The organism is Mesorhizobium sp. M1D.F.Ca.ET.043.01.1.1, assembly GCF_003952385.1.
Taxonomy (GTDB): Bacteria; Pseudomonadota; Alphaproteobacteria; order Rhizobiales; family Rhizobiaceae; genus Mesorhizobium.
Genome location: NZ_CP034444.1, coordinates 711,888 through 725,960 on the forward strand (window position 1 = coordinate 711,888; position 14,073 = coordinate 725,960).

Genomic DNA, 14,073 nt, shown 5'->3' on the forward strand with positions numbered 1-14,073 from the left:
AAAGGATTGAGGTCAGGCGGGCGCAGCACCAGGCAGTCGAAGAAGCGCTGCCTCGGCGGCGGCCCGCGTCACTCCCGACACCGCCCGGCCCGTCATCCGGTCGAACAGGATGACGGTGCCGTCCTCGGTGCGGATGCAGCTTATGCCGCTTGAATCGAGGGCCGGAGCCGGGGGAGGAGCGGCTCCGGCCGTTCCGGTGAACCGGGGTGCGGGCGGTTCGACCGGATCCGGGGCAAGCGCCCCGGAATGCGTCCGGACCGGGGAGGAGGACGGTCCGGACGATTGGAATTCAAAAGTCGAGGGATCGGCGGCGAAGGTGCCGATGCTATGCCGGCGACGTGTTGGCCCCGAGTTGCTCGGTCCCGAGATGGCCGTGGGCGGACTCAAGATGATCATGGGCGATGCGGAAATGCTTGCGGGATGCTCATTCATGCGCTAAGCGTACGTTATGTACGAATGACGCGCAAGCGAAATCGTACACTTTGGACGATAATTTTCAGGCATTTTGTACGATGATGGATTCTCGGCACAGATTGCAGCAGGCGCGCGCCCAGGCTGGCTATGCCTCGCCCAGCGATGCGGCGCGGGCGCTGCGCGACATCAACAAGAACACTCTCATCAGCCACGAGAACGGCAACCGGCCGCTGTCGCGCAAGGCGGCGGAGAAATATGGCCGGCTGTTCGGCGTCGACCCGGGCTGGCTCTTGTTCAATGGTGGTTTGGGGGCCGACGGCGCCGAGGCCGGCCCGGCGCAGCTCGCCCCCTCGCCCGTCACCATCGACGTGCCGATCGTGTCCTGGATCAGCGCCGGCGAGCTCGGCAGCCAGGACAGCGTGGTCAACCTTTCCGACTATCCGACCATCCCCACCGCCGACCTCGAGGAAGGCGAGTGGATCGCGCTGCGCGTCGACGGGCCGTCGATGAACAAGATCTCGCCGCCGGATTCGATCATCTTCGTCAACCTGCGCGACAAGCGGCTGGTGACCAATGGCTGTTACGTCATCGCCGACGAGACCGGCCGCGCCACCTACAAGCGCTACCGCCCGAACGACACCCCGCCCTTCCAGCCGGCGTCGTATCTGGAGATTCCCCCGCCGGAGTTGGAGGGGGCGATCACGATCATCGGGCGGGTGAAAAGGTCGATGATCGATATGTGAGCGCCCATCTCCCCACTCGAGTGGGAGATGTCGCCGAAGGCGACAGAGGAGGGGTCGCCTCGCATAAATCGCCAACGCCGTCGGGCGTCGCGGAAAGCGCTGGCGCTCCACACTCCGGCACCCCCTCTGGCCTGCCCCGTCCTCCGCAGCATCTGCGCTGCAGCTACGGAGGGTGGACCGGCCATCTCCCCCTCAAGGGAGGAGATTACGCGCTTCGCAGCCCAATTGCGCTGCAATGGCGCCACTGTTTTAACGAAGAACAAAAAAAGAACTTTTCGGACTTGTACTTGCCGTCGAAATCCCCTTAGATCACGGAGGCGTGAGGGTTGGGGTCCCGTTGCCGGGAGGGGGAGCATGACCAAATCGATCAGGGAAAATCTGCGTTTCATCCTGCTGGCGCAGGCCTTTATGCTGGCGGAGCCGGCGATCGTGCATGCCGGGGATGCGGACTATCATCCGCAGAATTTCACCCAGCCGCTAAGCGCCGCCAGGGGCACGATCAATCCGGCCGGCGGCGGCGCCATCTACCTGAAGCCGGAGGACAGGTGCAATCTGGTGGTGAAGGAGTTCGGCTGGGACCGCGACCAGTGCGGCACGATCGACCAGCTGATCTTCGGCTTCACGCCGGAGATCGACAACCTCACCGTCGAAAAGCCCGTCTCGGACGGCTATGTCAGCCTGGCCGACTGGGACAGCGCCGGCCGCGGCGAAGAGATCAGCGCCATCGAGGAAAGCTTCAAGGAGTCGGTGAAGGCTCAGTCGCAGCGCATCGGACAGGAGATCCGCTTCGACGGCTGGCTGGTCTATCCGCAAGTCGACAAGGCCAGGAACATCCTCTACTACGCCAACATCCTGAACTGGGGCGGCGACAGGACAATCAATATCTCCGTCTCGATCTTCGACCGGCAGGGTTATGTCCCGATGAAGATCGTGCCGGTGGACGGCAATATCGCGGCCGGGTCCGTGCTGAAGATCGTCGAGGCGTCGGCCGCCGCCTACAAGCCGAAGGCCGGCTCCTCCTATTTCGAACATTCCAGCGGTGACAAAGTGGCCGGCTACGGCGCGCTCGGCGTTCTGGCGGCAATGCTCGGCGTCAAATTCGGCAAGGCCGCCGGCGTCGGCCTCATCGCGCTCGCCCTGGTGGCGCTGAAGAAGGGCGCCTTCCTGCTGTTGCTGCCGCTGGTCTGGCTAAGGCGGCTGTTCAGCCGCAACAAGGCCGATAGCTGATCCCGGAAGGCCGGCAAATGGCAGGCTGGGCGGATGAAGGTCGGTTGATACGGCTGGTGCGAAAATGGCGCCTGCCGCTGTTGCTGCTGCTGGCCGGCCTCGTCGCGCTCGACGTCCGCTGCGCCATGGGGATCGCCGCCAATCTCACGTATGCGGCCTGCATCGGCAATGCGGCCGACCCCGCCCGCCGGCTCGAAGCCTGCACGCAAATCATCGATAGCCAGGCAGAGGGTGCGGACAGGCGCGCGACGGCCTACTTCAAGCGCGCCTACGCCTGGTCAATGGAAGGCGATCTCGACCGCTCCATCGCCGACAACGACCAAGCGATAAGCATCAATCCTCAATATGCATCTGCTTACTACAACCGGGGCTACGACTGGGCCGCAAAGGGCGATTACGGCCGGGCTATTGCCGATTACGGTCAGGCAATAGCGCTCGACCCCAAAAGCGGCGCTGCTTACAACAACCGAGGCCTCGCATGGTCGTACATGGGCGATAATGACCGGGCCATCGCGGATTACAACATGGCGATCATCGCCGATCCCAAGGACGCATCCGCTTACCACAACCGGGGCAGCGCGTGGGCGGCGAAGGGCGCCCACGATCACGCCATCGCCGATTACACCCAGGCGGTCAGAATCGATCCGAACTACGCCGGCGCTTATAACGATCGAGGCAGCAGTTGGGGGAGCAAGGGCGACTACGATCGCGCCATCGCCGATTACAGTCGGGCGATCAGCCTCGATCCGAAACCCGCCTATGCCTATTACAATCGGGGCCTTGCCTGGTCTCGAAAGGGCGACGACGACCGTGCGATCGGCGACTACGCCGAGGCCGCGGACCTCGATCCGAAGATGGCTGATGCCTATTACGGGCTGGGTCTCGCCTGGGCGCGCAAAGGCGACCATGACCAGGCCATCGTCGACTACGACCAGGCGATCGCGCTCAATCAGAAATCCGCCGATTTCTACAGCGCCCGAAGCGAGTCGTGGAAGGCGAAGGGAAACCGCGAACGCGCCGAGGCCGACGGGAAGAAAGCGGTTGGCCTTGGGGCGAAGTAGGTTGCCAGGCTTGAGGGTTGCGTCTCCCCTGACCCGAAACAGGCGCAGGAATACGGCGCCCGCAATTTCTGCTTGCATTCCGGAACAAAAACAGAACTATATAGGCGATTGCGGCCGCCGTCGCGGCAACTCCGGGGGGAGGATCAAAACCATGTCATGCCGCACAGGCGCGTTCGCGCGCGCATTCGTTGCCTTGCTTTCGCGCGGCCCGCTTTTGGCGCTGGCGGGGATCGTTGTGCTTGGCGCCTTGACCGCGCCAGCATCCGCCGTCGTGAGGGACTATGCCCTCTGCTTCGGCGACGACAAAGGCGCGCGGGACGACCAAGGCCTGGGCGACGAGAGTGGCTCGATCTACGAAAAGAAAGCGGTCGTCGACAAGGCCGCGGCCGAGCGGCGCATTGCGGCCTGCACGGTGATTGCCGAGGACGTCACCGAGGCGTCGCGCCTGCGCGTCCCGGCCTATTTCTACCGGGGCGTCGCCCGGGACGACATGGGGGACTGGGACGGTGCAATCGCCGACTACAGCCAGGCGATCGCGCTCGATCCGGCGCGGGCTTCAACCTATTTCAACCGCGGCTCCGACTGGTACCACAAGGGCGACGACGAGCGCGCGATAGCCGACTTCAACATTGCCATCAGCCTGGAACCTTCAGCCAGCGATGCTTATTCCAGCCGCGGCTGGGCCTTCCTGCGCAAAGGCAAGATCGACGCGGCCATGCTCGATTTTCAACAGGCGATCGAGGCCGACCCGCAAAGCGGCAAGCCGCATGCCGGGCTTGGCGCGGCCTGGGACAAGAAAGGCGAACCGGAAAAGGCGATTGCCGAATATGGCGAGGCCATTCGCCTCGACCCGACGGACCTGATTGCCTTGGTCAATCGCGGCATAGCCCGCGCCGCCAAGGGCGAGTTCGACGGCGCCATTTCCGACTACGATGCCGCGATAGACGCTGATCCCGGGGCCGCCGATGCCTATGCTAACCGCAGCGTCGCCTGGATCGGCAAGGAGGACTGGGCGCGCGCGATCGCCGATGCCAACAAAGCGATCGAACTCGATGCCGGGATCACCGACGGCTATTACGCCCGGGCCGTCGCCTGGGTGAGCAGAGGCAACAACGATCGCGCCCTTGCCGATTTCGACAAGGCGATCGAACTCGATGCGACCGAAGCCAGGGTCTGGTTCGCCCGTTCGCTGACGCGGGCGCAAAACGGCGATACCGTCGGCGCGGCCGCCGACTGCCGGCGCGCCGTCGAACTCGACCCGAAGCGGGCCGGCGCATGCCGCGAAACCGCACCGGCCGACGCAGCTCAACAGGCGACCTCGCAACCGAGCGGGGATCCAGCGACCGCCAGGATCTTGCTCGAGCGCGCCCAGATGCGGCTGTCGAAATATGGCGTCGAGGGGGCGCTGCTCGATTTCGACAAGGCAATCAGCCTCGATCCCGACAATGCCGACGCTTATTTCGGCCGCAGCCGCGCCAGGATGCTCGAGGGCGATCAAGCCGGCGCGGCAGCCGATTGCCGGCGCGCCATCGAACTCGACCTGAAGCGGACGGGAAGCTGCAGCGAACAGGTTGCCGGCAATGAGGGCAACCCTGCATCTGCACCGGGCTTGGAGCAGTCGAAGCCGGCGGGCGCCGCTCCAAACCAGCAAACCGTTCGTCCGAATTTGACGGCTACGGACGACACACTTGCTGCAAGGTCGCTGGAGACAAAAGACCCGCGCGCCCTGCAAGCGATCCTCGGTGGCGATGCCTGGCTGGACATGGGCAAATACGACAAGGCGATCGGCTCCTATGACCAGGTGATCGTGCTCGAACCCTACAACCGCTTCGGCTATTTCGGCCGCGGCAGGGCCAGAGCAGCCCTGCGCGACTACGGCCAAGCGATCGCCGACTTCGACATGGTCATCCAGGTCGCCCCCAATTTTGCCGCCGGGTATTTTCGCCGCGGCCTCGCCAAGGTCACCTCAGGCGATGCCGATGGCGCTCTTGCCGATTGCGACCGAGCCGCGGCGCTCGACCCGAAGGCGCGCGACGCCCATTACTGCAAAGGCATGGCCTGGCACGCCAAGGGCGACAGCGGGCGCGCGATCGCTGCCTATTCGGTTGCGGTCGGCATCGATGCGAAGGACGACGCCATCTACTATGCGCGCGGCATGGCGCGGGCCGACCGCAAGGACTATGCCGGCGCCATCGCCGACTTCGACCAGGCGCTCAAGCTCGATCCGGGCAATGCCGACTATGCCGTCGCCCGCAAAGCAGCGGTGGCGGCGGAGGGACAAGGCGAAGAGGCCGACGCGGATCTCCAGGCCGTCATGTCACTGCTGGAGCGTGGCGACGCGTTCTACAAGAAACGCAAATACGATCGCGCCGTCGCTGAGTACAGCCGCGCCTTGGCGCTCGCGCCAAACGAACCGTCGACCTATTCGGCGCGCGCTAGGGCGCGCCTGCAAAAGGGCGACTATGACGGGGCCCTGGCCGACGTCAACCGCGCGCTTGAGATCGATCCATCCTACATCGCAGCCTATCACGGCCGCGCTCTGATACTGGTGAAGAAGCGCGAGCCGGAAAAGGCCATCGCCGATTTCAACCGTGCGATCGAAATGAAACCGGACTATGCCCCGTTTTATTTCGGGCGCGGCAGCGCCTGGTACTATATGGGCGACTTCGATCACGCCATTGCCGATCTCGACCGGGCACTCGAGCTCGATCCTAAATCCGACATGGCCCGTCAGGGTCGAAAATTGGCAATTGCTGCGAAAGAGAAAGCGCCTCGCTCGAAAACGCCGGGCAAGCTTACCAAAGGAACGCTTGACGGGGACACACTCTCCCAAGGCCTCAAGCAGGCAAGCGCGATGGTGTTCTTCAAAATGGGCCGCGCGCTGCAAGAAAAGGGCGACTATGACCGCGCCATCGCAGAATTCGACCAGGCGATCGACCTCGATCCAAACAATGCCGCAGCCTATTACGGCCGTGCTCAGAGCCTTACCTTGAAACGTAACTTTGAGCAGGCTCTTGCCGATTACGACAAGGCCATCAGCCTTGTCCCCAGCGAAGCGAAAATTTATGCGGATCGCGGTTTTGTGCGGATGAGCCGGCATGACAGCGATGGCGCATACAGCGACTTCCAAAAGGCGCTCAGTCTCGATCCCAAAAACGTGTCCGGCTACTATGGCCGAGGCGTGATCCGGAAAACCAGAGGGGACTATGACGGAGCCATTGCCGACCTCAGCAAAGGCATCGAGCTCAATCCGAACTTCGCCCGGCTATATGAGGCGCGAAGTAAAGCATGGGAAGCCAAGGACAACCGCAAGCGCGCCGAGGCTGACCGAAAGAAGGCGCAGAGCCTCGAAGCGAAGTGATCAGGGAGAGGGCCAGCGGATGTCACCTTGGAAATGGTTGCAAGTGGTGGCGGTCATCCCCGTAAGCATCGTTGGGACTAAAGTGATGCCAACGATGTTCGGCGGCGGCAGACATCACCACTATCAGTCAGTGGAGATGCCGCCCCGGCCGGTGACCACCGCCGACATCGATGCCGAGATCCGGAAGCAGGATCTCCGGATCTTCGAGGCTATCGCCCGGGAATTTCCGGACGACTACGATGCAATGCTGCGTAAGATCACTGCCGCGGCCCAGACCGGAAACCAAACAGAAGTGCGCAATGTCAGCAGGCAGGCGGTCACCGATCTCAGGCACAGATATGCACCACTGCTGCCCACGACCCCCGACAGCAATGCTTCGGAAGCGCTTTCGGCGCAACTCGACATGCTCAATCATGTCATGGCGCGCGAAACGCCGGCCATCCTGCGCAACGGGCCGGACGCGATTAGCGCGCCCAGCCACGATTTCCTGGCCGACCTGGACAGGATCGGCGCCACGTTGTTCCACGCCTTCGGCGCCGCCAAAAGAAGCGGCCTGCCGGCGGCCGTGCCTAGCGATCAGGACTGGTCGCTGGTCGCCGACATTTTCACAAAGATCTGAGGCACGCCGGCCGAGATGGAGGCTATCTCGAACGCCAAGCAGGACTTCCCGGGCCTGTGCCCGGCCACGGCGAAATTCTATGAGGCCGCCCTGTTACTGCAAGGCGAGCCTGGGTGGCACATCAAAACCGCGCTGCTCCACGCCATCGTCAAGAATTAGGCTCCGCACCGGATTTTGGGGCGGGCGCTTGACGAAATCGGCACGCAGCTCGAAGGCTTTCCGATACGGCCCGCATGATCCTTGCCTCAAGGCGCGACTTATCGTTCAAATTGTACGAACTTTACTTGACTGTATTTCGTACATAAAGTACGATACCTCCCTTCCTTTGAGGGGACTTGCTTGAACACCGCGAACCATGCCGCTTTCGCCGATCTTTCCTGTCCAATTCAGTCGCCGTCGCCGTTCGCCGAGCGCGAGCGCCTGGCCGGCGCATGGCGCATGGCCAGCCAGGACATCGCCGACGACATACGCTTCATCCGGCAATATCTGAAAGTAATCGCCGAGAAGGATGAGCGGCTTTCGACCGGCACGCTGGTACACGGCCGGGCGTATGTCGAAGCCTGCGCCGCCTGGCTGCCGGAGACAGTGACGCGGTATCTGAGGAACCTCAGGCTGATCAGCGAATGTGAGGGCGCGATGATCGCGGCGGGCGTGCGGTTTGCAAAGTCGAGCGATGCCTGGGAGTGAACGCCAGCGCCGCGCCCGGAACGCGAACAATCACGCCGCTGCAACCCTCGGCTCTCCGTTTCGGAAAATGCATCGTTTCACACAATTGCCAATTGGTGGACGCCTGCGAGCGGCCGGGCGTTTAATTCCTGCAGGCGAAGGAGGGCATAGCCGCATACCAGGGAGGAACTCGTTTGATGCATCAGCAAATCGACATCGGCATACAACCCGACGATCAGCCTTACGAAGTCACCTCATTTGCCAGGAAGCATGGCCTGACGATCCCGGTCGCGGACGCAGTGCTTTTTGCAAAGGGTCCGTCGCCATCGCGGGCTGCCTGCGATACCGCCGCGCTGGCTTTCCTCTGCGCGGTCGCCCAGTACGCTGGGAAGCAAGGGCGGCGGTAGTTGTTCAACCCGCCCCTTCTCTCCATGCGGGAGGAGGTGGATCGGCGCGCGCTGCGCCGGGACGGACGATGGTGTTGGAAGAGACGAGGCGCTCGGTGATTTGAAGCACTCAGGCTTCCATCCCAACACCCCGTCGCCTGCGGCGACACCCTCTCCCACCAGGAGAAGGGGAAGCCTCACCTACCAGCTGAACTGCAGCCCCGCATTACCGCCGACGACGTTGCCGGAAAAGGCAATTCCGAGCGTGCCGGTCAGCCGGCCGCCATGAGCGAAGCCCTCGCTCAGCACCGCGGCACCGGTGATGCCGAAGGCATTGGCGTCGCCGGCATTGCCCCAGTTGACGCGCAGGCCGAAATGCTCGCCCTGGACGAGGTCGGGCGCGGCAAGGGCGGCCGAGATCGAGGCGTTCTCGAAGGCGCGGGTGATGCGGTTGTCGATGTCGTCGACGTGGGCAGCCAGTGCTGTCTTGCCGGTGACGGTGGTGAACCCGCCGTTGCCGTCATCAACCTTCCGGTTGGTCACGCCGGTGTCGGCGTTGATGCAGGTGTCGGTGCCCGGGCTGTAATAGTAGTTGGCGCCATAGGCCGAGCAGATCCTGACATATTCGACCCCGGCCTCGGATGGCGCCGCCAAAAGCGTTGCCGCGCCGAGGATCGCCGGCGCAAGGAAATATCTGAACATGATTGCCCCCTGACCAACTCTTACCAGGTGAGCTGCAGGCCGGCATTGCCGCCGACAGTCTTGCCGGAGAAGGCGACGCCGGCGGCGCCGGTCAGACGACCGTTGCCCGTGGAGAAGAGCCCCTCGCCCAGCACGGCCGCGCCGGTGACGCCCATGGCGTTGGACTGGCCGGCATTGCCCCAGTTGACGCGCACGCCGAAATGCTCGCCCTGCACCAGGTCCGGACTGGTCAGCGCCGAAGCCACCGAGGCGCCCTCGAAGGCTCGCTGGACGCGGCCATCGATGTCGTCAACCTTGCTCGCCAGTGCGGTCTTGCCGACAACCACGCCGTCCTCGGTCAGACGGCGCGTCTCGCCGGTATTGGCGTTGATGCAGGTGTCGGTGCCGGGGCTGTAATAATATTGCGCGCCATAAGGCGTGCATACCTTGACGTACTCGACCGGCGCCGCCTGAGCGGACGCCGAGAAGCCGCCTGCCGCGGACAGAAACGCAAATGAAACAAGACGGTTGATGCCCCGCATACCCTGACCCCCAAAGTTGGATAGAGAAAGACCCTGGCGCGAAAGCACCATTGGGGGGCGAACCGAGTCAACGGGAGTTCCGGGCCCAATACCTGACTTTTACTGGGAGTATTTCAGACGAGAGCGCGACTGTTGCCGCAGAGCCACGGTGGATTGCTCGATCTATTCAGCAACGCGCGATCACGCAAAGCATACTAATAAAGGATAGCTAATTTTAGTTGAAACTAATATTATTCTGCTGCGCCTCCGATAGCGCAGGTCGAGTGCATCCATGCGCGCCCAAACGGGGCGCGGGCTTCCCCGCCTCTCGTTCACCAGCTATGGAGATGGACCGGCGCTGGGGCCGCCGGAAATCAGCCCTTGGCTTTCGGCTTGGCGGACGCCTTTGTCTTGGCAGGAGCCTTCGCCGCTTTCGGCTTGTCTGCCTTGGCGGCCGCCTTTTTCAGCGCGGCCTTCTTCGGCTTTACGGCGCCGTCGATCTCGGCGGCCGCCTGGTCCCAGTGCTCCATATGCGCGCCTTCCGGCCGGCCTGCCTGTTCCCAGATCTCATGCGCCCGCCGGCGAATGCGTTCCTGCCTGTCGTCCGTCACCGTCGCCTCCTTTGAATGGGGCCGTTCCCCGACGGAAACATTAGCCGAATTTTCCGGTGGCGTCTTGCGCATAGGACGCGTGGGACTTGAACTTGAGCAGCGATTTTCTTCAGTGCACGTCAGAAACGACGGCGACGCCTAGATACGCTGCCTTTTTCGTAATCAAAGCGGCCAAATCCGCGTCAGAGCGTTCGGTTCCGGTGCTCTTGCGCAGGATGGTGATCGCTTCATCCATCGACAGCAGGCCGGTGCGATGTTCGGCCAAAAGCTTGTCGACGGCCTTTGCGCAATCGGCTGATTCGACATGGGGATGGTGCATGGTTGCGACTCCTTTCTAGGAGCCGGCATCCCCCCGCCGGCACGGCGGGAGGATCGGGGCTCGTAAGCACAAAGCTACTCGATAACCTGTATCACTCTGCGTGTGCCGGGGTCGACAAGAACCGTATGGTCGTTGACGACGGTATATCTGTACTGGACATCCGGCACCGTCTGCAATTCAACTGTATCCGGCACCGTGGAGCCTATGCCGAGCTCGAGGCCCAGAACATTGACCGAGGCCACAGGATGCTTGTGGACATATTCCTTCACGACAGTCTGCTGCTCAGGGGTGACGATCACCTCGTCCGCAGCCGCAAAGCCGATACCGGCCATCAGAGCCAGGCCGGCGACAGCAGGAATGAGGGTGGTTTTCATCATAAGTCTCCTGTTGCGTTGGCGAGCTCCGCCCTGCCTCCGCTACGCGGAAACCCAGGTAGATCGAACATGGGAGCTCCCGGGGCAAACGCCTGCGGATCGCGGTTGTTCCGTCACCGATGGCTAAATGATCCGGCTCCGCCGAGGGAGCCCGGGAACCGTCGCGGCGGCTTCGCATTGTTAGCATTGCATGATTTGACACGCCGAAGGCCCGCCATGAATGAAGCCCTCGTCAGAAGCGATATGCCCTTTCGCCGCCCGGTGGCGATTGCCGTCGGCGCCGGCTTCAGACGAGAGATCGCTTCGCTGGCCGCGATGGAGAATTTCCTCACCGAATGGCCGCCGGCGATGCGCGGCGACTGCTATCGCGCGGCAGTGCGGGCCTGCGAGGCGGCGAGGACGGGAGACGTGAAGCTCCAGGAAGTGCGGCGGACCTTCCTCGCCTTCGCCCAGAAGGCCGGCATTCTATGGACGGGCATCGATCCGGTGACGGCGCTGCGCGAAGCCAAGATCAGGCGCGTCAGGGCCAGGCGCGAGAACCAGCCGCGGCTATGAAAGAAAAAGCCCCTCGCGAGGGCGAAGGGCTTTCGAGCAGTTGTTTGCGGCGAACGGCAGCGCAACGCGGCTCAGACAGACTGCTGCGACGGCGGAACATCGGCCGTCACCGCGGACAGCTTCTCGCGCTTCACCAGCACCGGCTTTTCATAGATCCTTTTCATCTTTACCCCCATTTGCTCGCTTTGCTTGCGCAGGTTCACGCCACAACCATGGCGCTGTCAATCGCAAGGGCATCGCATGGCAAACTTTGCCGGCACCGGTGTGGCGCATGCGCAACGCCGCTCACTGCCGCCCAAACCCTGTCCGGCAGCGGTCGACATCGATTGGCGGGAAGGAGGCTGCCGTCAGGTCGGCGACGTTTCGCTGAGCGCCTCGGTGACGAAGGATGCGGCGATCAGGTCGTCCGCATCGATGCGTAGGGAGCCGTCGCCGCCTCCCATGATGGCCGCGACCTTCTGGAAGGTCTTCATCTCGTGTTCGGTGATCCTGGCGTCCTGCATCCGGGCTTTCAGATCGGCGACGCGCATCCCGAGCGAGCGGGATGTTCCGATTTCTCGTTTCGACATGTTGACTAGTCCTCCTCGCCCCCAGCCCGTGCCTGTTTTCGCCGCCGCCCGAATCCGCATCCTGCCCGTGCTTTGTGTTGTCTATGAGACAAGACGAACCAGAGGCGGCAACGTCCGCTCAGACGGAAGGTTCCGTAAGCGTATGGTAACAAAATAATACTGGGTTATGGCCCCCCGCCTGAGCCGGCGACGGGCCATCCAGCTTGCTGGCCGGGTATCAGCGGCCGGTTACTGCAGCACCTTGACGATCTTGCGGGTACCGGGGTCGACGATAATCGTCTGGTTATCGACGACCACGTAGCGGTATTTCACGTTCGGCACTTCGCGCAGCTCAACGGTGTCGGGAAGCGTGCTGCCGATGCTGAGCTCAACGCCGGGAACCTTCACCGAGGCCAGCGGCTGCTTGTGTACATATTCCTTGATGACGGTTTCCTGCTCGGGCTCGATGACAACATCCTGTGCGGCTACGGCGCCTGCCCCGGCCAGAAGCAGAAGGCCAGCGGCGGCTGTGGTGAAGTGCATTCTCATGGTCGTCTCCTTTATGGATCAATCGCCTCCGCTGCGCCTGCGATTTTCCACAGCCGGTCCGGCATTGGCCCAACGCCAGCGCCCAAACCTTGTTCCTGCAAATCGCCACCGGCGCTCTCACAAAACGTCACCTCGGCTTCGCAAAACATTTCGGAACAATGCTTTTAAGCCCGGGTTTATCCGAGTGAAGGGACCGACTTTCCGAGGAGAAACCAGATGAAACACCTGCTGATCACGAGCATGATCGCGCTCGGCGTCGGTTGCGGCGCCGCGATGGCGCAGACCGAATCCGTGCAGCCGAGCGGCGACAATAACTGTGCCGCCGGCCAGGCCGACTGCCAGAAGGGCGGCAAGGCGGGCGAACAGGCCAAAGGTAAGATGAAGTCGCAGACCGAGCAGAATGCCCAGGGCAAGGCGGGCGCCAACACCGAAGAGCAGGCCCAGGGCAAAGCCAAGATGAAGACCGATGAGCAAGCTCAGGGTCAGGCCGGCACCAGCACCGAGCAACAGGCTCAGGGCAAGGCCAAGATGAAGACCGATGAGCAGGCCCAGGGTCAAGCTGGCACCAAGACTGAGGAGCAGGCTCAGGGTACGGCCAAATGCAAGACCGGCATGGCCAACTGTCCGAAGGGCTCGAACGAACAGGCCCAGGGCAAGACGAAGATGAAGAGCACTGAGCAGAACGCCCAGGGCAAGACGGGCACAAGCACTGAGCAGAACGCTCAGAGCAAGACCGGTACGACCACCGAGCAGAACGCCCAGGGTACCACCAAGATGCAGACCCAGCAGAATGCTCAGGGCAAGACGGGCACAAGCACCGAGCAGAATGCTCAGGGCACCGTCCAGACCGACCAGAACAAGACGGCCTCGATCACCAACGTGACGGTCGAGCAGAAGACGCAAATCACGCAGATCATCCACGAGACCCACGTGCAGCCGGTCGCGAGTGTCGACTTCGACATCTCGGTCGGCGTCGAGATCCCGCGGCACAAGATCCGCCTGCATCGAGTGCCGGCCCGCATCGTCAAGATCGTTCCGGCTTATGAATCCTATGAATACTTCGTGCTGGCCGACGGACGCATCATCATCGTCGATCCGGACACCTACGAGATCGTGGCGATCCTGGAGGCCTGATCCGGACGGCATTCCCAACTGGACGAGGTCCGCCGCGCCGCAAGGCATGGCGGGCCGTTTCTTTCCGAGGCGGGAATTCGCAAATCCATGAAACAGGCTCTATGAAACTCGGCTCCGCGGCCTTCGGAGGAAATCTGTGGGTCGGGGCTCCCGATGAGGAAGGGACGTCGGCCGTCGTGCAAAATTGCGCGATGATTGGGGACAGACTCTTAAGCGCATCGCGATCTTTCAGTGTCGCTCCTGCGCTCTACGCCTTTGATCTTACGCCTGTCTTTATACACTAGCCGAGCAGGATTCCGGCAGC

At 62.7% G+C, this 14,073-nt stretch carries 16 protein-coding genes; 9 read left to right on the forward strand and 7 right to left on the reverse strand.

Annotation, left to right across the window (positions count from 1 at the left end; all coding sequences use genetic code 11):
* The first annotated feature begins 512 nt into the window (after positions 1-512).
* The 7 genes from EJ067_RS03660 to EJ067_RS03690 all read left to right on the forward strand — a co-directional run bounded on the left by EJ067_RS03660 (position 513) and on the right by EJ067_RS03690 (position 8,498).
* Complete coding sequence (locus EJ067_RS03660; RefSeq protein WP_126084717.1) at positions 513-1,157, forward strand: S24 family peptidase; 645 nt, start codon at positions 513-515, stop codon at positions 1,155-1,157.
* Between the two features lie 354 nt (positions 1,158-1,511).
* Positions 1,512-2,384, forward strand: a complete 873-nt coding sequence (locus tag EJ067_RS03665; RefSeq protein WP_189510360.1) for a DUF2167 domain-containing protein — start codon at positions 1,512-1,514, stop codon at positions 2,382-2,384.
* A gap of 17 nt (positions 2,385-2,401) precedes the next feature.
* The gene (locus EJ067_RS03670) at positions 2,402-3,445 is read left to right on the forward strand and encodes a tetratricopeptide repeat protein (RefSeq protein WP_126084719.1); all 1,044 of its coding nucleotides are present in this window, start codon (positions 2,402-2,404) and stop codon (positions 3,443-3,445) included.
* A gap of 151 nt (positions 3,446-3,596) precedes the next feature.
* On the forward strand, positions 3,597-6,806 hold the full coding sequence (locus EJ067_RS03675) for a tetratricopeptide repeat protein (protein WP_126084720.1): 3,210 nt from the start codon (positions 3,597-3,599) through the stop codon (positions 6,804-6,806).
* Positions 6,807-6,825: 19 nt separating this feature from the next.
* Positions 6,826-7,425, forward strand: a complete 600-nt coding sequence (locus tag EJ067_RS03680) for a hypothetical protein (RefSeq protein WP_245468152.1) — start codon at positions 6,826-6,828, stop codon at positions 7,423-7,425.
* A gap of 339 nt (positions 7,426-7,764) precedes the next feature.
* Positions 7,765-8,112: a hypothetical protein gene (locus EJ067_RS03685; protein ID WP_126084721.1), complete on the forward strand. Its 348-nt coding sequence runs from the start codon at positions 7,765-7,767 to the stop codon at positions 8,110-8,112.
* 176 nt (positions 8,113-8,288) lie between these two features.
* On the forward strand, positions 8,289-8,498 hold the full coding sequence (locus EJ067_RS03690) for a hypothetical protein (RefSeq protein WP_126084722.1): 210 nt from the start codon (positions 8,289-8,291) through the stop codon (positions 8,496-8,498).
* A 180-nt stretch (positions 8,499-8,678) separates the two neighbouring features.
* On the opposite strand, the gene EJ067_RS03695 is transcribed toward EJ067_RS03690, so the two are convergent.
* The 5 genes from EJ067_RS03695 to EJ067_RS03715 all read right to left on the reverse strand — a co-directional run bounded on the left by EJ067_RS03695 (position 8,679) and on the right by EJ067_RS03715 (position 10,983).
* The gene (locus EJ067_RS03695; protein ID WP_126084723.1) at positions 8,679-9,179 is read right to left on the reverse strand and encodes a porin; all 501 of its coding nucleotides are present in this window, start codon (positions 9,177-9,179) and stop codon (positions 8,679-8,681) included.
* A gap of 20 nt (positions 9,180-9,199) precedes the next feature.
* A complete protein-coding gene (locus EJ067_RS03700; RefSeq protein ID WP_189510362.1) occupies positions 9,200-9,700 on the reverse strand; it encodes a porin in 501 nt (166 codons plus the stop codon).
* Between the two features lie 353 nt (positions 9,701-10,053).
* Positions 10,054-10,290, reverse strand: a complete 237-nt coding sequence (locus EJ067_RS03705; RefSeq protein ID WP_126084725.1) for a DUF2934 domain-containing protein — start codon at positions 10,288-10,290, stop codon at positions 10,054-10,056.
* Positions 10,291-10,399: 109 nt separating this feature from the next.
* On the reverse strand, positions 10,400-10,609 hold the full coding sequence (locus EJ067_RS03710) for a hypothetical protein (protein ID WP_126084726.1): 210 nt from the start codon (positions 10,607-10,609) through the stop codon (positions 10,400-10,402).
* Positions 10,610-10,683: 74 nt separating this feature from the next.
* Positions 10,684-10,983 (reverse strand): DUF1236 domain-containing protein, encoded by a 300-nt coding sequence (locus EJ067_RS03715; RefSeq protein ID WP_126084727.1) that lies wholly within the window; start codon positions 10,981-10,983, stop codon positions 10,684-10,686.
* Positions 10,984-11,199: 216 nt separating this feature from the next.
* On the opposite strand from EJ067_RS03715, the gene EJ067_RS03720 reads away from it, so the two are divergent.
* Entirely contained in the window at positions 11,200-11,538 is a 339-nt protein-coding gene (locus tag EJ067_RS03720; RefSeq protein ID WP_126084728.1) for a DUF982 domain-containing protein, read from the forward strand.
* 347 nt (positions 11,539-11,885) lie between these two features.
* Here EJ067_RS03720 and EJ067_RS03725 read toward each other — a convergent pair whose 3' ends face one another.
* Both EJ067_RS03725 and EJ067_RS03730 read right to left on the reverse strand, forming a co-directional pair.
* On the reverse strand, positions 11,886-12,107 hold the full coding sequence (locus EJ067_RS03725; protein ID WP_126084729.1) for a hypothetical protein: 222 nt from the start codon (positions 12,105-12,107) through the stop codon (positions 11,886-11,888).
* 228 nt (positions 12,108-12,335) lie between these two features.
* A complete protein-coding gene (locus tag EJ067_RS03730; protein WP_126084730.1) occupies positions 12,336-12,635 on the reverse strand; it encodes a DUF1236 domain-containing protein in 300 nt (99 codons plus the stop codon).
* Positions 12,636-12,851: 216 nt separating this feature from the next.
* Here EJ067_RS03730 and EJ067_RS03735 point away from each other — a divergent pair, with 216 nt between their 5' ends.
* A complete protein-coding gene (locus EJ067_RS03735; RefSeq protein WP_126084731.1) occupies positions 12,852-13,769 on the forward strand; it encodes a DUF1236 domain-containing protein in 918 nt (305 codons plus the stop codon).
* The last annotated feature ends 304 nt before the right edge of the window (positions 13,770-14,073 follow it).